Annotated in this window: 31 protein-coding genes; 10 read left to right on the forward strand and 21 right to left on the reverse strand. The window is 67.6% G+C overall.

Annotated elements, in window-relative coordinates:
- The first annotated feature begins 111 nt into the window (after positions 1-111).
- Positions 112-744 carry an SDR family oxidoreductase gene (locus tag ABL308_07830; GenBank protein XBQ14873.1) on the forward strand — a complete coding sequence of 211 codons (633 nt, stop codon included), beginning with the start codon at positions 112-114 and terminating at the stop codon, positions 742-744.
- A 77-nt stretch (positions 745-821) separates the two neighbouring features.
- Here the strand turns inward: ABL308_07830 and ABL308_07835 are convergent, their stop codons facing one another.
- The 4 genes from ABL308_07835 to ABL308_07850 form a co-directional block, all read right to left on the reverse strand.
- Positions 822-1,763: an FAD-binding protein gene (locus tag ABL308_07835; protein XBQ14874.1), complete on the reverse strand. Its 942-nt coding sequence runs from the start codon at positions 1,761-1,763 to the stop codon at positions 822-824.
- Positions 1,764-2,513 carry an electron transfer flavoprotein subunit beta/FixA family protein gene (locus tag ABL308_07840; GenBank protein ID XBQ14875.1) on the reverse strand — a complete coding sequence of 250 codons (750 nt, stop codon included), beginning with the start codon at positions 2,511-2,513 and terminating at the stop codon, positions 1,764-1,766.
- A gap of 223 nt (positions 2,514-2,736) precedes the next feature.
- The gene (locus tag ABL308_07845; GenBank protein XBQ14876.1) at positions 2,737-3,360 is read right to left on the reverse strand and encodes a YceI family protein; all 624 of its coding nucleotides are present in this window, start codon (positions 3,358-3,360) and stop codon (positions 2,737-2,739) included.
- Positions 3,361-3,488: 128 nt separating this feature from the next.
- On the reverse strand, positions 3,489-4,064 hold the full coding sequence (locus tag ABL308_07850; GenBank protein ID XBQ14877.1) for a cob(I)yrinic acid a,c-diamide adenosyltransferase: 576 nt from the start codon (positions 4,062-4,064) through the stop codon (positions 3,489-3,491).
- A gap of 161 nt (positions 4,065-4,225) precedes the next feature.
- Here ABL308_07850 and ABL308_07855 point away from each other — a divergent pair, with 161 nt between their 5' ends.
- On the forward strand, positions 4,226-5,299 hold the full coding sequence (locus tag ABL308_07855; protein ID XBQ14878.1) for a serine hydrolase domain-containing protein: 1,074 nt from the start codon (positions 4,226-4,228) through the stop codon (positions 5,297-5,299).
- On the opposite strand, the gene ABL308_07860 is transcribed toward ABL308_07855, so the two are convergent.
- Positions 5,296-5,502 (reverse strand): twin transmembrane helix small protein, encoded by a 207-nt coding sequence (locus tag ABL308_07860; GenBank protein XBQ14879.1) that lies wholly within the window; start codon positions 5,500-5,502, stop codon positions 5,296-5,298. The two genes, ABL308_07855 and ABL308_07860, sit on opposite strands and share 4 nt — an antisense overlap.
- Before the next feature lie 183 nt (positions 5,503-5,685).
- Between ABL308_07860 and ABL308_07865 the strand changes: the two genes are divergently transcribed.
- A complete protein-coding gene (locus ABL308_07865) occupies positions 5,686-6,291 on the forward strand; it encodes a TetR/AcrR family transcriptional regulator (protein ID XBQ14880.1) in 606 nt (201 codons plus the stop codon).
- Here the strand turns inward: ABL308_07865 and ABL308_07870 are convergent.
- The 12 genes from ABL308_07870 to ABL308_07925 form a co-directional block, all read right to left on the reverse strand.
- The gene (locus ABL308_07870; GenBank protein ID XBQ14881.1) at positions 6,288-7,238 is read right to left on the reverse strand and encodes an IS481 family transposase; all 951 of its coding nucleotides are present in this window, start codon (positions 7,236-7,238) and stop codon (positions 6,288-6,290) included. The genes ABL308_07865 and ABL308_07870 overlap by 4 nt on opposite strands.
- 85 nt (positions 7,239-7,323) lie before the next feature.
- Complete coding sequence (locus tag ABL308_07875; GenBank protein XBQ14882.1) at positions 7,324-8,445, reverse strand: aromatic ring-hydroxylating dioxygenase subunit alpha; 1,122 nt, start codon at positions 8,443-8,445, stop codon at positions 7,324-7,326.
- Positions 8,442-9,395: a DMT family transporter gene (locus ABL308_07880; protein ID XBQ14883.1), complete on the reverse strand. Its 954-nt coding sequence runs from the start codon at positions 9,393-9,395 to the stop codon at positions 8,442-8,444. The genes ABL308_07875 and ABL308_07880 overlap by 4 nt, the downstream gene beginning before the upstream one ends.
- Before the next feature lie 105 nt (positions 9,396-9,500).
- Positions 9,501-10,628 carry a nitrilase-related carbon-nitrogen hydrolase gene (locus ABL308_07885; protein ID XBQ14884.1) on the reverse strand — a complete coding sequence of 376 codons (1,128 nt, stop codon included), beginning with the start codon at positions 10,626-10,628 and terminating at the stop codon, positions 9,501-9,503.
- A complete protein-coding gene (locus tag ABL308_07890; protein XBQ14885.1) occupies positions 10,612-11,004 on the reverse strand; it encodes an MmcQ/YjbR family DNA-binding protein in 393 nt (130 codons plus the stop codon). The genes ABL308_07885 and ABL308_07890 overlap by 17 nt, the downstream gene beginning before the upstream one ends.
- 2 nt (positions 11,005-11,006) lie before the next feature.
- Complete coding sequence (locus tag ABL308_07895; protein ID XBQ14886.1) at positions 11,007-11,936, reverse strand: polysaccharide deacetylase family protein; 930 nt, start codon at positions 11,934-11,936, stop codon at positions 11,007-11,009.
- Between the two features lie 10 nt (positions 11,937-11,946).
- Positions 11,947-12,342: a PIN domain-containing protein gene (locus ABL308_07900; GenBank protein ID XBQ14887.1), complete on the reverse strand. Its 396-nt coding sequence runs from the start codon at positions 12,340-12,342 to the stop codon at positions 11,947-11,949.
- Positions 12,339-12,629, reverse strand: coding sequence for a plasmid stabilization protein (locus ABL308_07905; protein XBQ14888.1), 291 nt, complete (start codon positions 12,627-12,629; stop codon positions 12,339-12,341). The genes ABL308_07900 and ABL308_07905 overlap by 4 nt, the downstream gene beginning before the upstream one ends.
- A 40-nt stretch (positions 12,630-12,669) precedes the next feature.
- Positions 12,670-13,620 carry a polysaccharide deacetylase family protein gene (locus tag ABL308_07910; GenBank protein XBQ14889.1) on the reverse strand — a complete coding sequence of 317 codons (951 nt, stop codon included), beginning with the start codon at positions 13,618-13,620 and terminating at the stop codon, positions 12,670-12,672.
- Positions 13,617-14,303, reverse strand: a complete 687-nt coding sequence (locus tag ABL308_07915; protein ID XBQ17727.1) for an isochorismatase family protein — start codon at positions 14,301-14,303, stop codon at positions 13,617-13,619. Before ABL308_07915 ends, ABL308_07910 begins: the two co-directional genes overlap by 4 nt.
- A gap of 227 nt (positions 14,304-14,530) precedes the next feature.
- Entirely contained in the window at positions 14,531-15,145 is a 615-nt protein-coding gene (locus ABL308_07920; GenBank protein XBQ14890.1) for a chromophore lyase CpcT/CpeT, read from the reverse strand.
- Positions 15,142-15,927 carry a hypothetical protein gene (locus ABL308_07925; protein XBQ14891.1) on the reverse strand — a complete coding sequence of 262 codons (786 nt, stop codon included), beginning with the start codon at positions 15,925-15,927 and terminating at the stop codon, positions 15,142-15,144. The genes ABL308_07920 and ABL308_07925 overlap by 4 nt, the downstream gene beginning before the upstream one ends.
- A gap of 200 nt (positions 15,928-16,127) precedes the next feature.
- Here ABL308_07925 and ABL308_07930 point away from each other — a divergent pair, with 200 nt between their 5' ends.
- The 6 genes from ABL308_07930 to ABL308_07955 all read left to right on the forward strand — a co-directional run bounded on the left by ABL308_07930 (position 16,128) and on the right by ABL308_07955 (position 21,188).
- The gene (locus tag ABL308_07930; GenBank protein XBQ14892.1) at positions 16,128-17,636 is read left to right on the forward strand and encodes a sodium/proline symporter; all 1,509 of its coding nucleotides are present in this window, start codon (positions 16,128-16,130) and stop codon (positions 17,634-17,636) included.
- Positions 17,633-18,076 carry a DUF1330 domain-containing protein gene (locus ABL308_07935; GenBank protein ID XBQ14893.1) on the forward strand — a complete coding sequence of 148 codons (444 nt, stop codon included), beginning with the start codon at positions 17,633-17,635 and terminating at the stop codon, positions 18,074-18,076. Before ABL308_07930 ends, ABL308_07935 begins: the two co-directional genes overlap by 4 nt.
- A complete protein-coding gene (locus ABL308_07940) occupies positions 18,069-18,602 on the forward strand; it encodes a GNAT family N-acetyltransferase (GenBank protein XBQ14894.1) in 534 nt (177 codons plus the stop codon). The genes ABL308_07935 and ABL308_07940 overlap by 8 nt, the downstream gene beginning before the upstream one ends.
- 331 nt (positions 18,603-18,933) lie before the next feature.
- Positions 18,934-19,959 (forward strand): beta-eliminating lyase-related protein, encoded by a 1,026-nt coding sequence (locus ABL308_07945; protein ID XBQ14895.1) that lies wholly within the window; start codon positions 18,934-18,936, stop codon positions 19,957-19,959.
- Between the two features lie 47 nt (positions 19,960-20,006).
- Positions 20,007-20,579, forward strand: coding sequence for a lipocalin family protein (locus ABL308_07950; GenBank protein ID XBQ14896.1), 573 nt, complete (start codon positions 20,007-20,009; stop codon positions 20,577-20,579).
- A 63-nt stretch (positions 20,580-20,642) separates the two neighbouring features.
- Positions 20,643-21,188 (forward strand): DUF3299 domain-containing protein, encoded by a 546-nt coding sequence (locus ABL308_07955; GenBank protein XBQ14897.1) that lies wholly within the window; start codon positions 20,643-20,645, stop codon positions 21,186-21,188.
- Positions 21,189-21,825: 637 nt separating this feature from the next.
- On the opposite strand, the gene ABL308_07960 is transcribed toward ABL308_07955, so the two are convergent.
- The 4 genes from ABL308_07960 to ABL308_07975 form a co-directional block, all read right to left on the reverse strand.
- Positions 21,826-22,518 carry a hypothetical protein gene (locus ABL308_07960; GenBank protein XBQ14898.1) on the reverse strand — a complete coding sequence of 231 codons (693 nt, stop codon included), beginning with the start codon at positions 22,516-22,518 and terminating at the stop codon, positions 21,826-21,828.
- 152 nt (positions 22,519-22,670) lie between these two features.
- Entirely contained in the window at positions 22,671-23,138 is a 468-nt protein-coding gene (locus tag ABL308_07965) for a DNA starvation/stationary phase protection protein (protein XBQ14899.1), read from the reverse strand.
- Positions 23,139-23,239: 101 nt separating this feature from the next.
- Positions 23,240-24,466, reverse strand: coding sequence for a pyridoxal phosphate-dependent aminotransferase (locus ABL308_07970; protein ID XBQ14900.1), 1,227 nt, complete (start codon positions 24,464-24,466; stop codon positions 23,240-23,242).
- A gap of 11 nt (positions 24,467-24,477) precedes the next feature.
- On the reverse strand, positions 24,478-25,038 hold the full coding sequence (locus ABL308_07975) for a prephenate dehydratase domain-containing protein (protein XBQ14901.1): 561 nt from the start codon (positions 25,036-25,038) through the stop codon (positions 24,478-24,480).
- Between the two features lie 162 nt (positions 25,039-25,200).
- Here ABL308_07975 and ABL308_07980 point away from each other — a divergent pair, with 162 nt between their 5' ends.
- Positions 25,201-25,350 carry a hypothetical protein gene (locus ABL308_07980; protein XBQ14902.1) on the forward strand — a complete coding sequence of 50 codons (150 nt, stop codon included), beginning with the start codon at positions 25,201-25,203 and terminating at the stop codon, positions 25,348-25,350.
- Positions 25,351-25,410 lie beyond the last annotated feature (60 nt).

Raw genomic sequence — 25,410 nt, forward strand, 5'->3', positions numbered from 1 at the left:
GTTCCTGCGCCATATTCCCGGCGCCAGCCCGCCGCTCAAGAGGCGGAACCGCTCGCCCGCGCCCGCCGTTCGCCCCTCTGAGATCATCCCCCGAGACCGAGGAGAGCGGCTATGAAAGTGCTACTGGCAGGCGCGCACGGCGCAGTGGGCGAACATCTGATCCGGGCGCTGCACGCGCGCGGCCACGAGGTCACCGCCGGCGTCCGTGACGCGGACCAATTTCCCGAAATGAAGGCCGACGGCGCCGAGCCTGTGATGCTCGACCTCACAACGCCCGAGCAGTTCGACGCCGCCCTATCGGGCGCGGACGCGGTGATCTTCGCCGCCGGCTCCAAGGGCCAGGCGCTCGAAGACGTGGACCGGGACGGCGCGAAGGCCCTGGCCGATCACGCCCGCCAGACCGGGACCGATCGCTTCGTCATGCTCAGCTCGATCATGGCCGACCGGCCCGAGGAGGGTCCCGAAAAGCTCCAGCCGTATCTTCACGCCAAGCACGAGGCGGACGAGCACCTCAAGCAGAGCGGGCTGGACTGGACAATCGTGCGCCCCGGGGGGCTGACCGACGACGCGCCGACCGGCCAGATCCGCACCGGTCAGGGTTTCGAGGGCGAGGACGCGGTGATCCCGCGCGCCGACGTCGCCGAAACCCTGGCCGTCGCGCTGGGCGACCCGGGCACGATCGGCAAGACCTTCGAAATCATCAGCGGCGACGTGGTGATCGAAGAGGCGCTTAAGGAGGTTTAGAGAATTTCGGGAACGCCCGACAAAAAAGCCCCGGAGCGGCGCTCCGGGGCTTTCTCGTTTCAGCGGATCAAAAAGACCTAGTAGCCGATCTTGCCGAGCTCTTCTTCGAGCGCGGGCACGGCCTGGAACAGGTCTGCGACCAGGCCGTAATCGGCGACCGAGAAGATCGGCGCCTCTTCGTCCTTATTGATCGCGACGATGACCTTGGAGTCCTTCATCCCGGCCAGGTGCTGGATCGCGCCGGAAATGCCGACCGCGATGTAGAGCTCGGGCGCGACGACCTTGCCGGTCTGGCCGACCTGGTAGTCGTTGGGCACGAAGCCCGCATCCACCGCGGCGCGGCTGGCGCCCACGGCGGCGTTGAGCTTGTCGGCGACCTTTTCGAGGATCTCGAAATTCTCGCCATTGCCCATGCCGCGGCCGCCGGAAATGACGATCTTGGCCTGGCTGAGCTCGGGGCGGTCGGACTTCGACAGCTCCTCGGAGACGAATTCCGACGCCGCGCTGGGTGCGGGCGTGTCGATCGTCTCGACGCTCGCCGAACCGCCGTCGCCGGCTTTCTCAAACGTCGTCGGACGGACCGTGATCACTTTCTTCGCGTCGGACGACCTCACCGTCATCATCGCGTTGCCCGCATAGATCGGGCGGATGAAGGTGTCCGCGCCCTCGACCGCGGTGATGTCGGAGATGATCGCCACGTCCAGCTTGGCGGCTACGCGGGGCATGAAGTTCTTGCCCACGGTGGTGGCCGCGGCGAGGATCGCGTCATAGCCGTCGGCGACCGAGAGAACGACGGTCTCCATCGCTTCGGCCATCTTCTTGCCCAGCGGCTCGCTTTCGGCGTGCAGCACCTTGGCCACGCCGTCGAGCTTGGAGGCGGCTTCGGCCGCGCCGCCGGCGTCCTTGCCGGCGACCAGGACGTGGATGTCGCCGCCGATACCCTTCGCCGCGGTGATCACCGCGCGCGTGGCGTCGTTCAGCGACGCATTGTCATGTTCTGCGATGACGAGCACGGACATCTAGAGCACCCCCGCTTCGTTCTTCAGCTTGTCGACCAGTTGCTCGACGCTTTCCACCTTGATGCCGGCTTCGCGCTTGGGCGGCTCGGTGACCTTGAGCACTTGCAGGCGCGGGCTGACGTCCACGCCGAAATCGTCAGGCGTCTTGGCGTCGATGGGCTTGCGCTTGGCCTTCATGATGTTGGGCAGCGAGGCGTAGCGCGGCTCGTTCAGGCGAAGGTCGGTCGTGATGATGCCGGGCAGGGCGATCTTGATGGTCTGCAGACCGCCGTCGATCTCCCGGGTCACGTTCAGCCCGCCGTCGGCCTTTTCGACCTTGGAGGCGAAGGTGGCCTGCGGCCAGCCCAGCAGCGCGCCGAGCATCTGACCGGTGGCGTTGCTGTCGTCGTCGATCGCCTGCTTGCCGAGGATGACGAGGTCGGGGCTTTCGGCCTCGACGATCCCCTTGAGGATCTTCGCCACGGCCAGCGGCTCGACCACCGCGTCGGTGGTCACGTGGATGCCGCGATCCGCGCCCATGGCCAGGGCCGTGCGGATCGTTTCCTGGGCCTGGGCCGGGCCGATGGAGACCGCGACGATCTCTTCGGCGTCGCCCTTTTCCTTCAGGCGGATGGCCTCTTCGACGGCGATTTCGTCGAAGGGGTTCATGCTCATCTTCACGTTCGCCAGGTCGACCCCGGTCTGGTCGGGCTTGACCCGGACCTTCACGTTATAGTCGACCACCCGTTTGACGGGGACGAGGATCTTCATCGACGGCTCCGGTCTGTTGTTGCGTGCAAGGGCGGCCGGGGAGGGCTGGCCGCCCGACTTATGTCAGGCTTGAAACTAGGCGCGGAACCTGCCCTCGCCACCTTTCGAAGTCAACGCGCCGCAGGCGGCGTGTCCGGACATATCGCACGCCTGCGCGAAATGCGAACGGCCGGCGCCGGATCGCTCCGCCGCCGGCCGCGCATGGAGCCTCGAGGGGAGGGGCTTATTCGGACGCGTCGTCTTCGGACGTCACCAGCGCCAGCTCGGTCTCGATCGAAAGATCGATCTCGTCGGACACCGCCGGCGCGGCGTAGCCCAGACCCCACTCGGAGCGGATGATCGTGCCGCTGGCGGACAGGCCGGCGACCTGCTGGCCTTCGCGGAAGGGATGATCGCCGAGATGGTTGAGCGTGACGTCGAGCGTGACCGGCTTGGTCGTGCCCAGAAGCGTGAGGTCGCCGGTCATCGTGCCGGTCTCGCCGTCTTCGGTCTCAAAGCCGGTCGCGACGAAGCGGGCGGTCGGATACTCTTCGGTGTTGAAGAGATCGCCGCTGTTGAGGTGGCCGATGAACCGGTCCTGGTTCGCGCCGACCCAGAACCCGCCGGGCAGGTTGAAGGTGATGTCGACGGTGGAGTTCTCCGGCTCTTCGAAGTCGAGCAGCAGGACGCCGTCGTAATCGGTGAAATGGATCGACTGCTCGGACATGCCGAGATGGTTCCAGGTCGCGCGGATCGTGGTGTGGGATTTGTCGAACTCGTACTCGGCCGGCTCGGCGAAGGCGGCGCCGGTGAGCACGGGCGCGGCGAGGAAGGCGGCCAGCGAGGCGGCGGCGTAAGCGGTCTTCATGGGTCGTCCCTTCAGGTCTCTGTCGCATCACGTGCGGCGTCGCGCCGCAGCGGTGAACTTGGGCGCCGCGACGCCGCTTCGCCACCCTCCGGCGCGAAATTTCGGGTTTCCAGGACGGAAAGACTGGCCTAGCGGCTTGCGCCGGGCGTCCATTTCACATCGCCGCGACCCTCGTCGTTGGCGATGCGCGCGGCGACGAACAACAAGTCCGACAGACGGTTGAGATAGGTGATCACAGGCTCGCTCACCGGCTCGCCGGTGGAGGCCAGCGCCACCACGCGCCGCTCGGCGCGCCGGGTGATCGTGCGGGCGAGATGCAGGCGGGCGGCGGCTTCGGTCCCGCCGGGCAGCACGAAGCTGTCCAGCGGGTCGAGCCGGGAATTGAGCGCATCGATCTCGGTCTCGAGCCGCGTGGTCTGCCCCGCGGTCATGCGCAGCGGCTCCCATTCGAGTTTTTCGCCCCGGCCGGGCACGCACAGATCCGCGCCCAGATCGAACAGGTCGTTCTGAACGCGCAGCAGGATCACGGCCAGCTCATGGCCCGGGTCGAGCGCGGCCAGCGCTACGCCGATCGCTGCGTTGGCCTCGTCGACCGTACCGTAAGCCTCCACGCGCGGGTCGTGCTTGTCGGCTTCGCTCATGTCGCCCAGGCGCGTGCGGCCTGCGTCGCCGGTCTTGGTGTAGATTTTCGTCAGTCGGACCATGGGGGCTCCTTCCGCCGCGAAGCTAGTGCCGGCCGAGGGCTCGCGCAAACCGCCGCGCCGAAAATTCCTGATGTAACCCGCAGGTTACTCTTGACGGTGGGTTCGCCGTGGGTCATGTGTTACGAACGTCACCTTTGGGTTACACGCACGAAAGGCCCGCCATGATCCGCACCCTCGCCAGCGCCGCTGTTCTCCTCGCCGCCGCCGCTCCTGCGATCGCACAGGATCTGACGGGCGTCGCCGAAACGCTGCTCAATGAGAGCGGCGCGCCGGGCGCCGCGGTCGGGCTCGATTGCGGCGCGGGCTTTTCCGAAGGCGTCGCCGGCGTCCGGCTTGAAGGCGGCGAGGCGGCCGTCCAGCCGGGCGATTTCTGGCACATGGGATCGAACACCAAGGCGATGACCGCGACGCTCGCCGCCCGGCTGGTGGAGCAAGGCGTGATCGCATGGGATACGACGCTGGGGGCGGCCCTGGCCGGGCTCGATCTGCAGATTCACCCTGATCTGGCCGAAGCCACGCTCGCAGACCTGCTCGCCCATCGCGGCGGTGTGACGGCCAACGCGGGCATGCTCACCGCCCTTCGCATCGCCGGCGCCGATGCGGACCGCGACGTTCAGGCCGACCGGCTCGTCTACGCCGAAGCGGTGACCTCGCAGCCGGGCGGGCCGCGCGGTGCGTATCTCTACTCCAACGCCGGCTACGTGCTCGCCGCGCTGATGCTCGAGCAGGCCGCCGGGGCGCCCTACGAGACGCTGATGCGGCGTGAGGTGTTCGGCCCGCTCGGGATGGACGGCGCGGGCTGGGGCCCGCCGGGGGAAGCGGGCGCCGAGGACCAGCCGCGCGGGCATTCCGGCGGGCTGTTCGGCGGGCTGCAGCCGCGCGAACCCGGCGCGCGCGCCGACAATCCGCCTGCGCTCAATCCGGCGGGCCGTGCGCATCTGCCGCTCGCCGATCTCGCCGATTTCCTGCGCGCGCACGCCGACCGGCCGGACGGCTATCTCGGCGCGGACAGCTGGGCGCGGCTGCAGACACCGCCGGAAGGCGATTACGCGCTGGGTTGGGGCGTGCGCGAGGACGGCGATCTCGTCCACGCCGGATCGAACACGATGTGGTTCGCCCGGATGCTGGTCGATCGCGAGACCGGGTGCGTCGCGGTCGCTGCGGTGAATATGGCGGGCGATGCGGCGCCGGCCGCGACGAACGCTGCTCTGCGGACGCTTATCGTCGACCGCTAGCCGCCGAACGCGCCCTTGGCCCAGAAGCCGACGACGATCACCAGCACGGCGATGAACTGGAACAGCACGCGCATCCGCATCAGCCGGTTCGACCAGGTCCGGCCGAAATCCCCGCTCCGGAAGAGCGCGTAGATGCCCGCCGCGAGGATCAGGAAGACGACGCCGAGCAGGACGTAAAGAAGAGTGTCGATGGTCTGGATCATGGCCGCCCATCTAGACCGGGCGCGCGCTGCGGGCAACGCGGCCCGGCGCCGCGCCAACCGGCATAGAGAAACTCTATGAGGGGTATAAAGAATGACCGTCTGCCGCACCGGTTTGCATTGAATTGTCTGATCATTCGTTCATTCTCGCGATTCAGGGTCAGAAGGCGTCGGTTAATGAGAGACATGCAGTCGCGAATCACGCGGCGCGATCTTCAGCGCGAAGCGACCAAGGCGGCCGTGCTCGACGCGGCCCGCAAGGTCTTTCTGTCTGAAGGGTTCGACGGCGCCACCATCAAGGCGATCGCCGACGAAGCCAACGTCTCTCCGGGCACCGTTCTGAACGCCGAACCCTCCAAAGCCGCCCTGCTCGTGGCGATTCTCCGCGAGGAGAGTCGCACCATGGCGGAGACCTGCGAGCAGATGGAGGGCGCGCTGTCGGGGGCTGCGTCCGAGCGTCTGTCGACGCTTCTGCACATCGTGCTCGACCATCATGTGCGGCATGGTGAGCTTTACGCCGCTGCGATCGGCCATTCCTGGTTGACGGGCGACGGCGATTATCACGCCGCATTCGAGGCGCTCGATTTCGCCTGGGGGTCGATCAAGCGCGTGCTGGAGGACGGCCGGCAGGCCGGCGAGTTCCGCTCCGATCTCGACGGCAACGCCGCGTTCACGGTGATCTGCGACGCGGTTTACGGCGCGCTGCGCTCCGCACGCCGCCATGACGGCCCGGACGCCAGCGACACGCTGACCAAGCGGCTCTCCATCATCATCGCAGGGCTGAAAGCCTAGGTGTGATGTCTCACGACGTTGTTCAGGTCTGAGAGCGCCTGGAGCGGCGTGCGTCGATTGAGAGCGTAGTGCCTTCGGCAGGTGTTGTAACGCCGGATCCAGTTCGGCAGGTCTTCGCGCCTTGCCTCGGCTGAGGGGAAGGGTGCGGCGTAGGCCCATTCTCTCAGCATGGACTGGATGAAGCGCTCGGCCTTGCCGTTGGTCTTCGGCGTGTAAGGCCGGGTGCGGATATGGCGCAGGCCCAGCCGGCGCACGGTGCGGGCGAAGAGCTTTGAGACATAGGCCGAGCCGTTGTCGCTCATCACCCGCTCCACGCCGACGCCCTGATCGCGATACCATCGCACTGCGCGCACCAGGAAGCCTGCTGCGCTGGCCCGGCGCTCGTCAGGCAGCACCTCGGCATAGGCCAGACGCGTGGCGTCGTCGATCGCGACATGGACGAAGTCCCAGCCCGCGCCTGTGTTGCGGTTGCCGGCGCGCACCTTGGTGATGCGGTGGCCGGGCCGGGCGAACCGGCCCAGCTTCTTGATGTCGATATGGATCAGCTCGCCAGGCCGGTCGCGCTGATAGCGCCGCACCGGCTCGGTCGGCCCCAGCCGGGCGAGCCGCGACAGGCCCGCCTCGGCCAGCCAGCGCGCCACGCTGGAGCGGGCCAGGCGCAGCGCTTCGGCGATCTGCTCGCCGGTCATCTTGAAGGTCCGCCGCATCAGCAGCGCCGCCTCGCGATAGCGCGGCGCGACCGCGCGCGGCGAGCGAAGCGGGCGGCTCGACCGGTTCGCCAGCCCCGCCTCGCCCTCCGCCCTGAAGCGAGAGAGCCACTTGAAAACCGTGCGCGGCGAAACGCCGAACGCCGCCGCGATCTCACGCACCGGCACGCCCGCTTCGCGCCGAGCCACCATCGAGGCTCGCGCATACCGCGTCGTTCTGGCATTGATATGACTGTTCATCCGGGCTCCCCCTGTCAGCTAGCTGTCTCGCAACAACCAGCTTCAGGCGGTCAGTCCGGATGAACAACCTTATGAGAGATCACACCTAGGTCCGGTATCGCAGGACGGCGGGTTTGACCGGGTTCTCGAAGGCGCGGCCCTCGGCGCGCGACTTCGCCCATTCGCGCTTCAGCCGCCGGTACCAGACCATCAGCGTGTCCGCGTCGGGGATCTGCATCAGCGGCGGGTCGTGCGCCAGGCCTTCGCCCTGAAGCCGCATGATCCGTGCGTCCTGATCGAGGAAGGTCTTTGTGAAAGGCCGGGCGAACGGCCTTATGAAATCAAGGCTCGGCGCGTTCCAGTACATGATCTCGCGAATTTCGCACAGATCGTTCCGGATCGGCGTGATCGCTGCGAGCCCCAGAAAGCTGTGCCGGTCGGTAGTGATGCTTTCCGCGCGCAGGCCGGGCAGCAGGAACTGGATCTCCACCTTCACGCCGCGGCCCAGGATCCAGGTGTAGAGCGGTGAGTTCACCGGCGCGTGGCTGAGCATGGTGAAGCCCATCTCGCTCGGCGCGTAGTGCTTCTCCTTCTCCTTCAGCGTCTTCGAGCTGCGCCAGAGCGGGCTCTTGTGCACGAAAGGGGTGTGGGCGGGATCGATCAGCCCGATCACCGCATGGTCCATGTGGCAGGCGAGCTCGGCGCGTTCGACGAACTTCACACGGCCCTCGCTCGCGCCCCTGTTCAGGACCATGTTCTGAAAGCGCGGCGGCGGCCCGTCCGGCCGGCTTGCGGCGTCTGCGCCCATGTAGATCCAGATCAGATCGTCCTGTTCGGCGACCGGATAATCCCGCGTGCTGATCTTCGAAACGTCGAAGGCCTGGTCCTCGACCAGCGAGGGAATGTGGCGGCAGACCCCGTCGGCCAGTCCGAACCGCCAGCCGTGATAGGGACACTGCACCGTGCCGGTTCCGTCCGGCTCGACGGTCAGCTCACCGGCCGACAGCGGCACGGCGCGGTGCGGGCAGATGTCTCTCAGGGCGAAAGGCGCGCCGTCCGGCCTGCGGCCCATTACGACCGGCTCGCCCAGGAACATTTTCTTGTAGAGCTTGCCCGCTTTCAGATCGCCGGCGGTCATCGCGACATACCAGATGTCGCGCAGGAACGCGCCGCCTTCGGCCTTGAAGGGCTCCTCACTTCTGGAGCCGCGGATCGGAAGCTCGGTCATGGAGCCGGTGTAGCCGGGCCGGGCGGAGGCGTCGAGACCGCCGGGCGGGCGCGCTGCGCAGCGTAGACGCCGGCGAGCACCAGACCGGCGCCGGCCCACTGGATCGCGATCAGCGCCTCGCCGAAGATCACCCAGCCCGCGACCGCGGCGACGACGGGTTGGATCAGGATGATCAGAGAGGCCAGCGCCGCCGGGGTGCGGCCCAGGCCATAGGCGATCCCGCCCTGACCGGCGCAGTGCGCGAGCACGCCCAGGCCGATCAGCGGCCACCAGCCCGCCGCGCTCGAGGGTAGAAGCGTCTCCCCGAAGCCCAGCGTGATCAGAAGCGTGATCGGGCTCGCCACGAGGGTGGACCAGAACATGACCTGCACCGTCGCCGCCCCGGCCCGCCGGGCGGCGCGCACGGCCAGAAGGTAGCCTGCGTACCAGCACGCGGTCAGCGCGCTCAGCACGTCGCCGGGCAGGCGCTCGGGGGCGAGCTGGAAGTTCGCCGCGCTCAGAAGCACCGCACCGCCCAGCGCTAGCGCGCCGGCGACCAGAAACCGGCCGGTGATCTTTTCACCGAACAGGACGAGCGCGGCGATGGTGACGGGGATCGGCGTGAGATTGGCCAGCAGGGTCGCGTTCGCGGCGGTCGTGATCTTGATGCCCGCGTGCCAGAAGGCGAGATCTCCGGCGAAGAACAGGCCCGCAAGGGCCAGCATTCTCAGCCCCTTCTCACGCTCGGGCAGCAGCCGGACTCGGCCGCGCCGGTGCTCGATAAAAAGCCAGACCGCCAGCACGGGAAGCGCGATCGCCAGCCGCCAGAAGGCGATGGCCTGCGGGCCGAGATCGGAGGCTTTCACGAGGATCGGCGCGAACCCGAGCACCGCGGCCGAAACGAACAGCACCATGACGCCGGCGAGGGCGGCGCGGCTGTCGGCGTCGTCTGTCTGGGGCGTCGCGGCCACGAACCGTCTCCGGAGTCCGCACGGAATGTGCGGGTTTCAGGGCCGTGTGTTTGGATGAAGCTGAACCGGCTGGCAATCGCCAAACGCGCTGCGCCGGGCGCCGCCTCAGCGTTCGAACACCCCCGCTTCGAGCATGCGGTCGATGACGGCGCGCTGGTTGGCGAGCGCTTCCTCCTGGCTCAGCATGCCGCGGCCGGCCATGGCGTTCGGGCCTGCGCGGGTCTGGCCTTCATAAGCGGGCGCGAACGCGCCCAGGGGCAGGCGTGAGGTGAGATTGGCCATGCCGGTCCGGCGGCGCACCGCGCGCAGCTCGGGAAGGTCGATCACCGCGTTTGCGTTAAGGCTCTCCCCGCTCTCGGCCTCGGCCAGCACCGCGCCGTTCCAGTCCACGATCTTGCTCATCGCGTCGGTAGAGGCGGCGGGCACCGGCGTGCCGACGATCTCGGCTGAATTAGACGAGACGACATAGGCGAGGTTCTCGATCGCCCGGGCGCGCTTGGCGACGTCTTTGACGGTGAGGTTGGGACTGCCCACCTCGCTGGTCGGATGCAGCAGGATCTCCGCGCCCTTGAGGCCCAGCATGCGCCCGATCTCGGGATAGAGGATCTCCTCGCTCGCGATCGTGCCCAGCTTTCCGATCGGCGTGTCGGCGACCGGAAACACCGCGTCATAGCCGTAAAGATCGAGATACGCGTCCCACACGTCCCAGGGCGTGGGGGTGTAGAGCGAGATCATGCGGCGATAGCGCAGGATCGTCTCGCCGGTCGGGTCGATGACGAAATTGGCCTGAAAGTAGAGGTCGGGAAAGTTCGGGTCGTTCTCATAGAGATTGCCCGCCAGATACACCCCGAATCGCTGCGCGATTCCGGCCAGCGCCTCGTACTCGGGGCCGTCCATGTCGACGCTCGCCTTCGCCTTCCACGCTTCGCGGCTCTCGCGCAGCGGAAAGCCGGTGAGGAAGTATTCGGGCAGACAGACCAGCTTCAGCTCGGTGCCGTTGAAGGTGCGCAGGAAGGCCTTGGTGGTGGCGATCTGCCCGCCGATCCGCGCGATCGAGGCGGCCATGCGGCTGCGCGCGGCTTCGACGGTCGTGTCCTGATTGACCGCGTCACACACCACCTGCAGCGCCACCGCGGAAAAGCGCGGATCGTCCTGGGCCCGCGCGGCGCCGGGCAGAGCGGCTGCGGCGGCGAGCGCGGCCGCGCCGGTGAAGAGTTCACGACGCGTGGTCATGACCGAACTCCTTCAATCGGTCGGTGTTTTCACCATCCCATTCGGCGAGAAAGCGCTTGGGAGCCTGCTTGCGCCACACCTTGAACAGGTTTGCGCGCGCCCAGTCGGCGTCGAAGGCTTCAGGACGCATCAGCACCATCGCCCAAGGCCTGTGATGATCGGTGGTGAAGAACAGCTCCGGCGCCGCGTCGAGCAGGAAATCGCGTTCCTCCGCAGCCACCTTGAAGACCGGTGCGTTCGCGTCAGCTTGCGGCGCCCACCACGTCCAGAGCTTGCCGTGCGCCTTCAGGCACGGATTGCCCCACGAGACGGCGTCTTCGACGCGCGGCAGTTCGAGCGAGAGCGCGAAAGTGCGAAGATCGTCCCAGCCGTTCATCACTATTCGTCCTTGCTCAGCCCTTCGAACAGACCGGCCGCCTCGCTCGCCGTGACCGTGAGGGTGCGTGCATCGCCTGACAGACCGTCGAGCATCGCTTCGAGCGCGCTCATCCTGAAGGGCTGGCCGGCGACGAAGCCGGTCAGGGTGAAGCCGAGCATTTGTGCGCCGTAGCGATCGTGTTCGGCCTTCAGGTAATCGCGCGCTTCCAGGATCTGCCGGGTCCAGACGTCTTCGGTCTGGGTACGCTCGATCAGAAGCCTGAAATCGTCGAGTTCGTTGTGAAGCGGCAGCGCGCCGAGCCGTCCCGCCCGGGTCTTCATGAAGACCGGGACCTGATCGGTCTCCCAGTCCAGCACGTGCCTGAAGCCCGCCTCGGCCAGAAGATCGGGCGTGGCGAAGCTTTCCTGCCGGGCCGGCGAGAGCCAGGTGACCGGCTCGACGCCCGCCGAAGCGAAGGCTCGCTGCGTCTTCTCGATCAAGGCGCGCTCGTCGGCTTCGGAGAGGCCTGCGTGATGGATCGCATCGCCGTGCAGCCCGGCCGCAGCGATCTCGCAACCTGCCTCCAGCGCCGCGTCCAGCAGCGGCCGCGCCCGTTCGACCAGCGCTGCGGACATCGCCACGGTCGCTCTGATTTTGCGCGCGGCGAGCGCGTCGAGAATACGAAAGGCGCCGACGCGGTTTCCATAATCGCGCGTGGTGTAGTGGCGCAGATCGGGGAAGGGGGTCTTCATCCCGTGCGGGTGGGCGAAGGGGGTTTTCGTCGGGTCGATCGGGTGGTGCTCGCACACCAGCACCGGCATGACTGCGACCAGCGCGCCGCCGGGCAGATCGACGCGGGAGCGGTCCTTCGCAAGCCGCCAGGCGTGACGGTCGATATCCTGGCCGTGCCGGCGCTTGGAATACTCGAGATAGGACGGATCGAGGGTCATGCGGACCTCCTCAGACCGTGAGCACCAGCCTGTGACCGGCGAGGTTCTTGTCGCGCGAAAGCAGCCGCGCGCCTTCGGCCTCGGCCTGCAACAGCAGCATCTCGTCGAACGGATCGCCATGCGGCAGGGGCGGGTCGAGCGCGGCGCAAACCGGGCTGGAGTGCAAAGGCAGGATCGGCAGCCCCAATTCGCCCAGAAGCGTCTGCACGGCGTCGGGCGAGGCGGGGCCCTTGCGCGCGCCGGAACGATGACGGGCGTTCCATTTCAGCCGGATCTCCCACAGCGAAAGCACGCTGGCGGTGAGCGAGGCGCGGTTCCAGTTCAGGAAGGCCCGCTCCTTGGCGGAGGTCCGGACCGGCGCGCCGACGACCGCGTAGACGTAGTGCGTGTCCAGAAGAAGCCTCACCGCCCGGGCGCTTTTTTCTCGCCGTCCTCGGCGCCGAGGACGGAGCGGCCGAAAGCGGGATCGTCGAATTCATCGGTCCATTCGGGCCAGTCGGCGTCCTTGACGCCGAGCCGTTGCTTCGCCGCCTCGGCGTCGGCGAACAGATCGCCCTTGCCCGCCTTGTTCCGGACGAAGTCGACGAGCGCCTCGCGCGCCAGCGCCTCGACCGACATGCCGCGCTCTGCGGCCATGCGCCTGAGGGCGTCGTGGACGTGGTCGGGCAGCTTGCGGATGGTGATGGCCGACATGAGCTCGCCTCCATGGCGAAAATGATATCATCTGATGATATCACGACCCGCTCCACCGGTCGAACTGGGTGCCGCCTGTGGCGAGGCCCCTGGCTTTCAGATCGTCCTGGACCGTCTCCCAGTATTGCGTGCGCCAGTGCTCGGCGATGTCGACCGCACGGGTGATCCACACGTCGGCGGCGTGCGCCTCGACATGCCTGAAGGCCTCTTCGAAGGCGCGCATGCGGTGGGGCTGGGCGACCAGATAGGCGTGCAGCGGGATGCACATCACCGTGCCCGAGGTTTCGCCTTCTTCCAGCAGCCGGTCGAACTGACGCTTGAGCACGTCGGCGTAGCGCCAGGGATCCATCGCCAGCGCGCCGTAGGTGATGACGTCGTTCACCTCCAGCGAGTACGGCATCGAGCACAGCTTTCCGGTCTTCGTCTTCACCGGCTGGGGCTGGTCGTCCTGGAAGAGGTCACACGTGTACCAGAAGTCATATTCGGCGATGAGGTCGAGCGTGCGCGTCGTATGGGTCAGCGCCGGGGCGAGATAGCCGCGAATGCGCTGGCCGGTCGCGTCCTGCACCGTGCGGATGGAGTCCTCGATGACGGCGCGTTCCTGCGCCTCGTCCATCTCGTAGGAATACCGGGTGTTGTAGATCCCGTGGCTGAAGAACTCCCAGCCGCGCTCAGAACAGGCCTCGACGATCTCCGGGCAGTGATCGCACATCGCCACGTTCAGGCTGACCGAGCCTTTTATGGCGTACTTGTCCATCAGCTCCATCAGCCGCCAGTGGCCGACCCGGTTGCCGTAATCGCGCTGGGAGTAGCCGGTCACGTCCGGCGCGGGGCGAGGCCAGCCGGGGCGTTTTGGATTTTTCGGCGGATCGAACTCGTAGAACTCGATATTGGGCGCGACCCAGAAGGCGAGCTTCTTTCCGCCCGGCCAACTGATCTTCGGCCGGTCGCGATACGGGTTGAAATCGTAGAGGTTCGGATCGGCGATCACGACGCGCGCGCCTTTCCCGCGTAAGCCTCCAGCCAGTCATAGACCTCCTTCACCTCCACCACGTCGGCGTATTTCAGCTGCAGGTCGGTGAGATTGGCGAAGTGGTAGCTCTCATGCTTGTCGGCGACGCATTCGATCGGGACGATGGTGCGGTAGCCGTGGCTGAGCGCGTCCACAGCCGTGGCGCGCACGCATCCGCTGGTCGACCCGCCGGTGATCACCACGGTGTCCACCCGGTGCCAGGTCAGAAAGCTCGCCAGCGGGGTTTCGAAAAACGCCGAGGGCATGCGCTTGGTGTAGACCGCGTCGACCCGCTCATCGATCTGCACCCGGTCGTCGAAGGCGTGCCGGTCAGAGCCGTACTTGATGTTCTGAAGGCTGTCGGGCGTGTCGGTGCGCGTGCCCCAGACCCCGGCGTCCGCCGCGTCGTCCATATAGGCGACATGGGTCCAGACCACGGGCAGGCCCTTGGCCCGCGCCCGCTTCGAGATCTCGTCGACATGGGTCAGCTGGTCGGGATCGGTGACGTAGGCGGTCTTGGGAAACAGGTCGGGCCGGGTGTAGGCCTTTTGCGGATCGACATTGACGATCGCCAGCTTCTCTCCGAACCCGAAGCGCGCACGGGACGGATTTGCCCGCACCTCCTCGAAAATCTCCCGCGCGGTCTTGTCGCTGCGGATCATGGTGGGCTCGAATTTCGGCGTGTCGGTCATGGACGGTCCTTCGTGGTCTTACGTCGTCGTATCTTTCTTCCCTCCCCTTGACGGGGAGGGTGTCCGGCGAAGCCGGACGGGTGGGGTGGGGCCACGGGCGCTGAGCTTTCACAAGGCTGGCGCAACCCCCCACCCGACCCGAGGCTTCGCCTCGGCCCACCCTCCCCGCAAGGGGGAGGGAAAGGGCGTCTAGTCTCTCAATCTCCCACCCTGTCATAGGCGTTCGCCACCCCGCCGGGCGGGCCGAACACGGGGGCTCCGCTGGCGGCGTCGCGGCCGAATTCGGAATGGGTGAAGCGGTCGCCGGCGACGGTGAATTCCGCGCCGATGAGCATCTCCACCCCTGAGCGAGACGAGGTGATCCGGCAGGTGTCGTCTGCGACCTCGCCGCGCCACAGCGCGCCTTCGTCATACCAGGAGAAATCGCAGCCCGGGTTGAAGCGCACCAGGTCCGCGGCGCGCAAGCCCGCGAGCCTGTCGAGGCCGGCCTCCTCGAACGCCGCCGGGTCGGCGAATTCGTAGACCGCCATGACGACCTCGCCTTCGGTGTCGCCTTCGCTGAAGGCGTAGACGCGCTGGCGGTAGGTCTCGCCGCCCGGCCCGCCCAGATCGAGCTCGGCGTAGACGAGCACGCCCGGCGCGGCGTCGCTTTCAAAGCGGGCGTGGCGCACGTGCAGGCGCGGCCGGGCGGGATCGCCTTCGGCCTCGATCTGCGCGGCGTTGTCCCAGCGTCCTTCCAGCGCGGTCGCGAGCCGTTCGGGAGAGACGCCGTTGGGATGGGCGATCAGGGCGAGGGCGGCGAGAAGGGTCATTGTGCGGCCTGCAGCGTCCGGATCTCCTCGAGGTCGGCGGGCGGCTCCATCCAGAGCGGGGCTTCAGCCTCGACATAGCTGCGCATGGTCTCGGGCAGGTCGTCATAGTCCTCCACCCGCCAGGTGATCAGGTGCATCACCGCCTGGCCGCCGCCCGCCCAGGCCGGCAGCTGACCGACGCGCGCCCAGCTCAGCTGATGGGGTTCGTCGACCGTGCCTTCGGGGTGGATGAAGAAGTCGTAGTTCTCCCAGGCCTGAATGCGCGCTTCGGAATTGGGGATGGGAAAATCGAGAAACACCGGCGCGGTGAAGACCTGTGTGTCGCCCACCGGACGCCAGCTCAGCGAATCGTCCTCGATCACCGCCAGGCGCGGGCCCGAGCCCTGCTCGACGCGGGTTTTCATCCCGCCGCCCTCGAGCGTGTAGGTGATGAACTGATAAGGGTAGGCGACCGCCACGCTCTCGGGGACGATCTCCAGAGTCTCGGGATCGCGGAAGACGTAGATTTTCCGGTTGTACTGATGGGCCACCGGCGCGCCTTCGCCCTCGGGCCGGAAGGACCGCGCGGAGTCCCAGCCCTCCATGACGTAGCGCACGTCGCCGGAGGGGTAATCGCGCACCGTGCCGATCGAATACCACCAGACCGGCTCGCCCGTCCCGGCGCGGGCGGCGACCCAGTCCTCGAACACCTCCTGGGTGAACGGTTCGGCGCCGGGAACCTGTGCGCCCGACCCCGCTGCGAGGCCGAGGGTCAGTACGGCGGCGGCGATTGCGTGCTTCATCGGTCGTCTCCCCAATCATCGGCGGCGCCCGGGTCTTTGCGCCTTCAGCCGCCCTCGTCGGGCAGGATAGCAAGGCGGGCGCGAGAGGAAACGGAAAAGATATATCCTTTCCAGCCGCGCGCTCTTTCATTGATGACGCTTTCATGTCTCAATACCGCCCAGACGGGGGTCTACGGGATGATCGAGGGAAAGCTGGTCTGATGGGATCCGGCGAACCGGCTGCCGGCGTCGTGCTCGCGACGCTCGTCGCCTACAAGATCGTGCTGATCGCGATCGGGATCTGGGCGTCCCGGCTCAACAGGAACGAATCCGATTTCTTTCTCGGCGGGCGGGGCCTGGGCGCATGGGTTGCGGGTCTGTCCTACGCCGCCTCGACCAGCTCGGCCTGGGTGCTTTTGGGGTTCTCCGGCTTCGTCTACGCGGTCGGCGTCTCGGCGCTGTGGATGGTGCCGGGCATCTGGCTCGGCTACGTGCTGGTCTGGCTGTGGTTCGGGCCGCGCCTGAGGGCGGAGACCGCCGAGCGCGGCCATGTCACCCCGTCCGATTTCATGGCCGCAGAGGCCGGGCCCTGGGCTGCTGCGATCCGCGCGCTCGCAGGCTTTCTCGTGCTCTTCACCTTCGTGTTCTACATCGCCGCCCAGTTCGGCGCCGCCGCGATCGCGTTCGAAAGCCAGTTCGCGCTCAGCCGGTTTGAGAGCGTCGCGATCGGCGCGGGCGTGATCCTGATCTATGGCCTCCTGGGCGGGTTCTGGGCGGTGTCGCTGACCGACACGCTGCAGGGCGCGATCATGGCCGTGATCGCGGTCGTCCTGCCCGTGTTCGCCGTCATCGCGGCGGGCGGTCCGGCCGGGATCGCCGAGACGCTGAGCGCCAGCCAGCCCGCCGCCTATCTCGACCCCTGGGGCGGCCGGGCCGGATTCGCGTTCCTCGGCTTTGCGATCGGCATCGCCTCGATCGGCCTGGGCACCTACGGCCAGCCGCATCTTCTGTCGCGCCTGATGGCGGTGAAGGACGAACGCGCGCGCCGGCGCGGCTTCGTCGTGGCGATGAGCTGGGGCGTGATCGTCTATATCGGCATGGCGGCGATGGCGCTGGCGGGCCGGGCGATTCTGCCGGCGGTCGCCGACGGCGAGGCGCTGTTCTACGAGCTCGCCGCGCTTTTACTGCCCACCGTGCTCGCCGGGATCGTGATCGCGGCGATCCTGTCTGCGGTGATGAGCACGGTGGACTCCCTTCTGATCGCCGCATCCTCCGCCGCCGCGCATGATCTGCGGCTGGTGAAGATCCTCAGGGGCCGGGAGGTGCTGGTCAGCCGGGCCGTCATGGCCGCGATCTGCGCGCTTGCGGTGATCCTGACGCTCAGCCTGCCCGCGACGATCTTCGACCGGGTGCTGTTTTCCTGGTCCGCGCTGGGCGCGGCCTTCGGGCCGGTGATCGTCGCCCGTGTCGCCGGAGTGGAGCCAAAGGGTTGGGCCATCCTGCTGGCCATCCTCGCCGGCTTCTTCACGACCGTCCTCTTCTACGCCTTCGGTCAGGCCGGGACCGAGGGGCTCTCCGGCCTGCCGCTCCTGCTCGCCGAACTCGCCGCCATACCCGGCGATCCGTTCGAACGGATCGCGCCCTGGGCGCTTCCGCTCTTGCTCGTGTTCACCCTGCGCAAGCGCGCCGCCGCGCCTGCGCCCGTCACCCGCCTGGAGACTGCAGAATGACACTCTCTCGTTCGCTGACCATCGCCGTCGGCTCCGGCATCGCCGGGGTCGCCCTGGGCCTGATCATGGCCGGCGGGGTCGACGCCGGGCAGGCCTCGGCCGACACCCACGCCGCCGCGCCGGAAACCGGCGCCTACATGATCGTGCTGGGCACGGTGCATGACCGTCAGGCCTTCATGAGCCGCTACGCCAGCCAGCTCGGCCCGCTCTATGAGCGCCATGGCGGCTCGTATGTCGCGGTGACCGGCGACGTGGAGACGCTCGAAGGCGACACGCCGTTTGAATCGGTCGTCATGAGCCGCTGGCCGGACGAGCAGAGCGCGCGCGATTTCTGGAACGATCCCGAATACCGCGAGCTCGCCGACCTCAGGATCGAAAACGAATGGGGCGACTTCAACGTCGTTATCGTGCCCGCCCTGCCGCAGGCGGGCGATGAGTGACGCCGTTCCGGTCTTAAGGACCGAACGGCTGATCCTGCGCGGCTTAACCGCCGACGACGCAGACGCGTTCGCCGCGATCTGGGCTCATCGCGGCGTCGCCCGCTACATCACCGGAAAACCGTCGAGCCCGGCGGAGTCCTGGGGCCGGCTTCTGCGGCTCGCCGGCGGCTGGGCGCTTCTGGGCTACGGCTACTGGGCGGTGGTGGAGGCTGAAAGCGGCCGGCTCGCCGGCATGGCGGGCCTTGCAGACTTCCAGCGCGAGATCGACGCCGACGTGGCCGGCCTGCCCGAGGCGGGCTGGGTGTTTCATCCCGAGTTTCACGGGCGGGGCTACGCCACCGAGGCGATGCGCGCCGCGCTGGCCTGGATGGATGACCGCCCTGAAGGCGCGCGCAGCTGGTGCCTGATCCACCCTGACAACGCCGCCTCGCTGAAAGTCGCGGCCAAGCTCGGCTACGGGCAGGCGCAGGAGGCGCTCTTCGACGGGGCGGCGACGACGCTGCTCTGGCGGGCGAGGGGGGCTTAAAAAAAGGGCCGGTCCCGCAGATCGCGGTGACCGGCCCAGTCTTGCATACCTGATCGGGGAGGAGACGGTATGCGCAAGGGGAAAGACGTGAAACGCGGTGGCGTTCCGGCGTCGTTCGAGGCGGTATATGCGTCCGCGCCGCGTCCGCCGCAAGGCCGCCCAGCGATAGCGGCTATGCAATTTTGCCGGTCAGCCGCAAAGCGGTCTCATTCGGGTCACCGCTCTGTCATGAAACGGGTTTTCCGGAATAAACGAACATTCCCGCACCTCCGGTGAGGGCTCCTTCGCTAAGCCGTTGACGGCGCGGGCCGGGCGGGCTTGCATCGCGGCCATGAACTTCCTGTCCGACACCACCGCCCCCGCCCATCCCGCCATTCTCGACGCGCTCGCGAGGGCCAACGAGGGCTTCGCGCCGAGCTACGGCGCCGATCTCGTCAGCGCGGGTGTAAAGACCTGGCTCGAAGAGGTTTTCGAGACCGGGATCGAGGTGCTGTTCGCCACCTCCGGCACGGCGTCGAACGCGCTCGCTCTGTCGGTGCTGGCCGGTCCGGACACGATGATCCTCTGCCATGACGAAGCGCACATCCACCGCGACGAGCGGGGTGCGCCGGAATTCTTCACCGGCGGGGCGAAGCTTCTGCCGATCAAGGGCGCGCACGCGAAAATGCCCGCCGACGCGCTGGCCTCGGCGCTGGCCGAATGGCCGTCCGATTTCGTGCACGCCACCCCGCCGGCTGTACTCTCGATCAGCCAGCTCAACGAATCAGGCTGCGCCTATACGCTCGAGGAGATCGAGACGCTGGCCGAACTCGCTCGGAACGCCGGCCTGTTCGTGCACATGGACGGCGCGCGGTTTTCCAACGCGCTCGTCACGCTCAACTGCACACCGGCCCAAATGACCTGGAAGGCGGGCGTGGACGTGCTCTGCCTGGGCGCGACCAAGAACGGCGCGATGGCGGCCGAAGCGGTGATCCTGTTCGGCCGCGCGCGGGAGCGCTTCGCCCAGCTTCAGGCGCGGCAGAAGCGCGGCGGGCACATGCTGCCGAAAATGCGCTATGTCGCCGCCCAGATCGGCGCCTGGCTCGAAGACGGGCTGTGGCTCGACCTCGCCCGGCGCGCCAATGCGCGCGGTCAGGCGCTGGCGGCGGGGCTGGACGCGCTGCCCGGCGCCGGGCTCGCCCATCCGTGCGAGGGCAACGAGGTGTTCGCCCGGCTCGACCCTGAACTCGCCGAGCGCCTGCGCGCGGCCGGGGCGGGGTTTTACGGCTGGCCGGACGGCTCGGCGCGCTTCGTGGCGAGCTGGTGCACGACCGAAGACGAGGTCGAGGCGCTGCTGCGCGCCGCGCGGGGAGCCTGATCGGGGCGAGCGGGTTATACTGCGCACAACCGCCCTGGAGGTTCGTCATGATCCGCCTTCTCTTCGCCGCGCCGCTTTTGCTCCTCACCGCCTGCGTCCTGCCGCCCGACCGGCTGGAGGGCGACGCGCCGCCCCCGGTCGTCGACCAGGTCGATCTCGACCGCTACGCCGGGCGCTGGTTCGAGATCGCCCGCTATGACGTGAGCTTCCAGGAAGGCTGCGAAGGGGTGACCGCGCAGTACGCGCCGCTGCCCAGCGGCCGGATCGAGGTGATCAACGCCTGCCGCAAGGGCGGGCTCGACGGCGAACTCGACACCGTCACCGGCGAGGCGCGCGTTGTGGAAGGCTCGAACGGCGCCAAGCTCGAGGTGAGCTTTTTCGGACCCTTCTTCTTCGGCGATTACTGGGTGATCGAACTGGCCGACGATTACAGCTGGGCGGTGGTGTCCGAGCCGCGCGGCCGGTTTCTCTGGATCCTCTCGCGCACGCCCCAGATGGAGCAGTCCGTCCTCGACGCCCGGCTCGAACGCCTGAGGACGATCGGCTACGACACCGGCGCGCTGCGCTACACCGAGCAATGGGAGAGCCTCGAGGCCGCCCCGCCGCCCGTTCAGCCCTGAGCGGCTGCGGACGTGACGCTTTGGTCACTTGATCGGGGCCGCGCCGAAGCTCATTTTCCCGGCATGCGCAAAATTCTTCTCTCCCTCGCCGCCTTCGGTCTTCTGGCCGGCCATCCCTTCGCCGCTGCGCCTGAAGCTGCGGCGCAGACGCCGAACGCCACGCCCGCCTATCTCGATCTGGGCTGGGCGGATCTTCTGCCCGAGGGCGAGGCCGAGCGGATCGCCCAGCTGCAGCAGATGCAGGCGGTGCAGTCCGGCTTCGACCATTTCGGCGCCGACGCCATGCCGCAGATCCAGACCTTCAACGTGGTCGACGATCTCGACGGCGAGCGGGTGCGCATTCCGGGCTATATCCTGCCGTTTGATTTTTCAGGCTCGGGCGAGGTTACGCGCTTCCTGCTCGTGCCGTATGTGGGCGCCTGCATCCACGTGCCGCCGCCCCCGCCCAACCAGCTGGTCTACGTGACCACCGAGACGCCGATCACGGTGGAGCGGATGTGGGATCCGGTCTTCGCCGAGGGCGTCATGCGGACCGAGCGCCAGGACAACGAGCTGGGCGACGCGGCCTATACGCTCGAGCTGATCGCGGTCACCCCCTACGACAGCTGAACCCCTCCCTGAACGGGTGCTGAACGGGTTCGCCGGAAACCCGCCCCGAGTGGGGCGTCATTTCCTTTTTCACGCGCAAATCACGCCCTTATCGCCCGCCATATTGGGATCGTGGCGGAAGGGGCCTCCCTGCCTCCCGCCGCAAAGAGCCTGAGCGCGGGACGCTTCGGCCGGTCACGCTCCTCCCTGTGCGGCCGGTTCGCAGTGTCCCGCCGGGCCGGACCGGCGCGCCAGTTCCTCCCCCCGTGTGCGGCGGTCCGGCCTTCAGGCCTTGAGTTTCGATCCGGCGCGGGGCCGGACGGCCGGGTCCTCGCCTGCGCGTCTTGCACGCGCCTTGCGTGGCCTGGTCCGGGGCTCGCCCACGCTGTGTCAGCGCGGCACACCTGTCGTCAGAGGGGGGCGATGAGCGCCAGCGCGACCGCTGGGCGGGTCCCACCGCGCCCGGCTCTGAAGGGGGAGCCGGGCGCACCTTTTTTACAGCGCGCTCACACCGACCCACCCTGCCTCGCCCCGCCGCTCCGCGGCGGGGTTTTTTCTTCAAGAGCAATGCGGCGATACAAACGCGCCGGTTGGACTCGGTCCGGCCAGGTGAGCGGGCCGCGGTGCGCCGCGAGCGCCCGCAGGCGCTCGCCAGCACTCAGAACGGCTTCACGCTCGCAAAGAAGCAGGTCGCCGCGATCAGCACCCAGTACATGTAGGCCACGCCCCGGCCGATCCCGATCGAGCGCTTGAGCGCGGTCTCCACCGCCTCGTTCGGGCCCTCGGCGAGGATGCGGAACTTGTGCTGCCATTCATGCATCACCAGCCGCAGGATCACCCCGATGATCAGCGCCAGCCCGTAGGTCAGCACTTTCGCGGCGTACCAGCTCTGGCCCTGGCCCGCCTCGAACGGTCCATAGCCCAGAAGCGAGGTGAGGCCGGTGATGATCAGTGTCGGAATGAGGATGTAGCGCGACCAGTCCTCGATGCCCGACAGAAGCGGCCAGATCGTCTTGCCGCGGGTCAGGAAGGCGCCCCAGGTCACGCCCATCCAGGCCGCCCAGATCACCCACATCAGCAAGAGCCAGTTTCCGCCCAGCGGCTGCACGTTCCACAGATAGCCCATGTGCAGGCCCAGCGGCAGCAGGGTGATGATCCCGGTGCGCGCCAGGATGTCGATGCGGTAGGCGGTGTCCATGTGCCGCATCCGCTCGTCATAGGAGAGCCTGGGGTTCACCACCTTGTAGCTGGTCTGAAACACCCCCCACTCGCCGCCAAGCCAGTAGACCATCGCCAGAATGTGCAGCCAGCGCAGGATCGCCAGCTCGTGCTGGATGATGAAGTCGGCCATGTCGTGTGCTCCCCGCCCGGAACGTCCCTGTTCTGGGTAAATGATATACCATTTACCTGCGGGCGGAACGCAAGCGCGTCGCGACAGCCGGTCGCATGAAAAACCCCGCCGGCGGAACCGGCGGGGCGTTTCGTTTCGCCGCTGAAGCTGCCTCAGCCCTTGGTGGCGCGCAGCATCCAGGCGAATTTTTCGTGCGCTGTGATGCGCGGCGCGACCAGATCGGCGGTGGCTTCGTCGTCGTGTTCGTCGGCGAGCTTCAGCGCTTTGCGCGCGGTGCGGACGACCTGCTCGTGACCGTCGATGAGATTGCCGATCATCGTGTCGGCGTCCGGGGTGGACTGATCGGCCTTCACCGAGGCGCTTTCAGTCATCTCCGCATAGGAGATCGGCGCCATCAGCCCCAGCGCCCGGATGCGCTCGGCGATGTCGTCGGTGGCCGCCCATAGCTCCTGATACTGCTCCTCGAACATGGCGTGCAGGTCGTGAAAGCGCGGCCCCGTCACGTTCCAGTGATAGGCGTGGGTCTTGAAATACAGCGCATAGGTGTCCGCCAGAAGCGCGCCGACGGCCTTCGCCATGGTTTCGCGCTGGCCTTTGTCCAATCCCATATTGATGTCCATGATCGTCTCCGTTTTTCGTCGAGCACCGCCGCAGTATCGCCCCGGCGTCGCCCTTGATCAAATTTATAGTCGCGCTCGATGATATAGGTAGAGGCTATATCTCAGCTCACCGCCTCGCAGAACGCCACGATCCGCTGACCCGCCTCTTCCAGCGCCGCGTCGTCTGTGGCGTAGGACAGGCGGAAGCCCGGCGCCGCGCCGAAGGCTTCGCCGGGCACGACCGCGACCGCCTTCTCGCTCAGGAGCGCGTCGCAGACGTCGAGATCGGTTTTCATCTCCCGCCCGCCGGGGCTGGTCTTGCCGATCAGGCCCGCGCAATCGGCGAAAATGTAGAACGCGCCTTCGGGCCTGGGCGCGGTCAGGCCCGGCGCGCGCTCGATCTTCTCCAGCATCGCGTCGCGGCGCTTCCTGAAGGCCTCGTTGCGCGGGGCGAGGAAATCGTGCGCACCGTTGAGCGCGGCCACAGACGCCCACTGGCTGATCGAGCACGGGTTGGAGGTGGTCTGGCTCATCACCTTGGCCATCGCCTTGATGAGCTTTTGCGGGCCGGCCGCATAGCCGATCCGCCAGCCGGTCATCGCATAGGCCTTCGACACGCCGTTCATGGTCAGCGTGCGCTCGTAGAGCGACGGCACGGCCTCGGCGATCGTGGCGAACTTGAAGCCGTCATAGACCAGGTGCTCGTACATGTCGTCGGTCAGCACCAGGACGTGGGGATGACGCTCCAGCACTTCGCCAAGGGCCTTGAGCTCGTCCATCGTGTAGGCGGCGCCGGTGGGGTTGGACGGCGAGTTCAGCACCACCCAGCGCGTCTTCGGCGTGATCGCCTTGTCGAGGGTTTCGGGCTTGAGCTTGAACCCGTCCTCGACGCCCGCCGGCGCGAACACCGGAACCCCGCCGCACAGCCGCGCCATCTCCGGATAGCTGACCCAGTAGGGGGTGGGGATCACCACCTCGTCGCCCGGGTCGAGCGTCGCCACGAAGGCGTTGTAGAGCACCGGCTTGCCGCCGGGCGACACGTTCACCTGCTCGGGTTTGTAATCGAGGCCGTTATCGCGCTTGAACTTCGCGCAGATCGCCTCTTTCAGCTCGGGCAGGCCGTCGACATTGGTGTATTTCGTCGCCCCGCGCCGGATCGCCTCGATCGCGGCCTCCTTGATATGGTCGGGCGTGTCGAAATCGGGCTCGCCGGCGCCCAGCCCGATCACGTCCACGCCCTGGCTCTTCAGCTCGCGCGCCTTCTGGGTGACCGCGATGGTCGCCGAGGGCTGAACGCGGGACAGCGCCTCCGAGCTGCGCAGGATGTCGGACGTCTTCAAATCGGCCATGAAAGAATTCCTCAAGCGGGCGGAGGCGCTCCGGCGCGGCGGAGCAGCACGAAAACGGTTTCGTTGCGCGCCGGACTTTCGAGCGCCCGGGCGCGGACTTCAAGCCCGAAGGCCTGCGACAAACCCGGCGGACCGGCCGCGCCCCAGCCCGGCTCGGCGCCGTCGCGAACGCTCGCGAGCCCGGCGGTGTTCGACGCAGCCTCACGGGTCTTCAGACCTTCGCGCGCGACGAAGCCTGCGATCTGGCTGAGCGCCTTGGGATGACCGTAAACGCCGATGAGCGGGCCGAGGTCCTCTGCGCGCCTGTAAAGATCGAAGCTCACCGGCAGGGCGATCCGGCCGATCTCCTCGACCGTCCCGGAAGCGAGCACGGCTTGCGTCTCGGCGATCGGGCCGGCCGCGCTGTCGAGGGCCGCGACGGCGAAGGCCGCCTCGCCGTCATCAAGCGCGGCGAGCACGGCCTCGAGATCGGCGTAGGCGGCCAGCATAGCGCCCTCGGGCGCGAGCTTTTGCGCCGCAGCGTGGCTGAAACTGCCTTCGGGGCCGAGAAAGGCGAGGCGGGGTTCGGTCATGACGGCCGAGCCTAGCGCCAGCCGCCGCGCCCGCAAATCGCCTCAATGTTTCACGCCGCCGCCCCAATTGCGTCCATCGGCGGCCCGGAACCGGGCGTTTCTTATTCATACACGGTTCAGCGATCGGCTGGGGCCGCACGACGGGAGCGAAGGGAGGACGCGATGACCAGACGGACGCAAGCGGGAGGGCTCAGCGGGCTTCTCATCGCCGCGGCGTGTCTCGTCGCGACGGTCTTCGTCTTCCAAGGCGACGCCCCCGGCCAGAGCAGCCTGTTCATCGCCGACGCGGGCGTGACGCTGCAGTCACGCTGATCGGGCGGCTCCCGCCCCCTCTCACAGCGTTTTCATTTGTTTGCGCGCACCCGGCGCCCC

Origin of the sequence: Oceanicaulis sp., from assembly GCA_040112665.1 — a bacterium.
Taxonomy (GTDB): domain Bacteria; phylum Pseudomonadota; class Alphaproteobacteria; order Caulobacterales; family Maricaulaceae; genus Oceanicaulis.

What these genes read in the sequence shown, in the direction of transcription:
- ABL308_07830 (XBQ14873.1), top strand. Translation starts at nt 112, where the DNA reads ATGAAAGTGCTACTGGCAGGCGCGCACGGCGCAGTGGGCGAACATCTG.
- ABL308_07835 (XBQ14874.1), bottom strand. Translation starts at nt 1,763, where the DNA reads ATGTCCGTGCTCGTCATCGCAGAACATGACAATGCGTCGCTGAACGAC.
- ABL308_07840 (XBQ14875.1), bottom strand. Translation starts at nt 2,513, where the DNA reads ATGAAGATCCTCGTCCCCGTCAAACGGGTGGTCGACTATAACGTGAAG.
- ABL308_07845 (XBQ14876.1), bottom strand. Translation starts at nt 3,360, where the DNA reads ATGAAGACCGCTTACGCCGCCGCCTCGCTGGCCGCCTTCCTCGCCGCG.
- ABL308_07850 (XBQ14877.1), bottom strand. Translation starts at nt 4,064, where the DNA reads ATGGTCCGACTGACGAAAATCTACACCAAGACCGGCGACGCAGGCCGC.
- ABL308_07855 (XBQ14878.1), top strand. Translation starts at nt 4,226, where the DNA reads ATGATCCGCACCCTCGCCAGCGCCGCTGTTCTCCTCGCCGCCGCCGCT.
- ABL308_07860 (XBQ14879.1), bottom strand. Translation starts at nt 5,502, where the DNA reads ATGATCCAGACCATCGACACTCTTCTTTACGTCCTGCTCGGCGTCGTC.
- ABL308_07865 (XBQ14880.1), top strand. Translation starts at nt 5,686, where the DNA reads ATGCAGTCGCGAATCACGCGGCGCGATCTTCAGCGCGAAGCGACCAAG.
- ABL308_07870 (XBQ14881.1), bottom strand. Translation starts at nt 7,238, where the DNA reads ATGAACAGTCATATCAATGCCAGAACGACGCGGTATGCGCGAGCCTCG.
- ABL308_07875 (XBQ14882.1), bottom strand. Translation starts at nt 8,445, where the DNA reads ATGACCGAGCTTCCGATCCGCGGCTCCAGAAGTGAGGAGCCCTTCAAG.
- ABL308_07885 (XBQ14884.1), bottom strand. Translation starts at nt 10,628, where the DNA reads ATGACCACGCGTCGTGAACTCTTCACCGGCGCGGCCGCGCTCGCCGCC.
- ABL308_07890 (XBQ14885.1), bottom strand. Translation starts at nt 11,004, where the DNA reads ATGAACGGCTGGGACGATCTTCGCACTTTCGCGCTCTCGCTCGAACTG.
- ABL308_07895 (XBQ14886.1), bottom strand. Translation starts at nt 11,936, where the DNA reads ATGACCCTCGATCCGTCCTATCTCGAGTATTCCAAGCGCCGGCACGGC.
- ABL308_07905 (XBQ14888.1), bottom strand. Translation starts at nt 12,629, where the DNA reads ATGTCGGCCATCACCATCCGCAAGCTGCCCGACCACGTCCACGACGCC.
- ABL308_07915 (XBQ17727.1), bottom strand. Translation starts at nt 14,303, where the DNA reads ATGATCCGCAGCGACAAGACCGCGCGGGAGATTTTCGAGGAGGTGCGG.
- ABL308_07920 (XBQ14890.1), bottom strand. Translation starts at nt 15,145, where the DNA reads ATGACCCTTCTCGCCGCCCTCGCCCTGATCGCCCATCCCAACGGCGTC.
- ABL308_07925 (XBQ14891.1), bottom strand. Translation starts at nt 15,927, where the DNA reads ATGAAGCACGCAATCGCCGCCGCCGTACTGACCCTCGGCCTCGCAGCG.
- ABL308_07930 (XBQ14892.1), top strand. Translation starts at nt 16,128, where the DNA reads ATGGGATCCGGCGAACCGGCTGCCGGCGTCGTGCTCGCGACGCTCGTC.
- ABL308_07935 (XBQ14893.1), top strand. Translation starts at nt 17,633, where the DNA reads ATGACACTCTCTCGTTCGCTGACCATCGCCGTCGGCTCCGGCATCGCC.
- ABL308_07940 (XBQ14894.1), top strand. Translation starts at nt 18,069, where the DNA reads ATGAGTGACGCCGTTCCGGTCTTAAGGACCGAACGGCTGATCCTGCGC.
- ABL308_07945 (XBQ14895.1), top strand. Translation starts at nt 18,934, where the DNA reads ATGAACTTCCTGTCCGACACCACCGCCCCCGCCCATCCCGCCATTCTC.
- ABL308_07950 (XBQ14896.1), top strand. Translation starts at nt 20,007, where the DNA reads ATGATCCGCCTTCTCTTCGCCGCGCCGCTTTTGCTCCTCACCGCCTGC.
- ABL308_07955 (XBQ14897.1), top strand. Translation starts at nt 20,643, where the DNA reads ATGCGCAAAATTCTTCTCTCCCTCGCCGCCTTCGGTCTTCTGGCCGGC.
- ABL308_07960 (XBQ14898.1), bottom strand. Translation starts at nt 22,518, where the DNA reads ATGGCCGACTTCATCATCCAGCACGAGCTGGCGATCCTGCGCTGGCTG.
- ABL308_07965 (XBQ14899.1), bottom strand. Translation starts at nt 23,138, where the DNA reads ATGGACATCAATATGGGATTGGACAAAGGCCAGCGCGAAACCATGGCG.
- ABL308_07970 (XBQ14900.1), bottom strand. Translation starts at nt 24,466, where the DNA reads ATGGCCGATTTGAAGACGTCCGACATCCTGCGCAGCTCGGAGGCGCTG.
- ABL308_07975 (XBQ14901.1), bottom strand. Translation starts at nt 25,038, where the DNA reads ATGACCGAACCCCGCCTCGCCTTTCTCGGCCCCGAAGGCAGTTTCAGC.
- ABL308_07980 (XBQ14902.1), top strand. Translation starts at nt 25,201, where the DNA reads ATGACCAGACGGACGCAAGCGGGAGGGCTCAGCGGGCTTCTCATCGCC.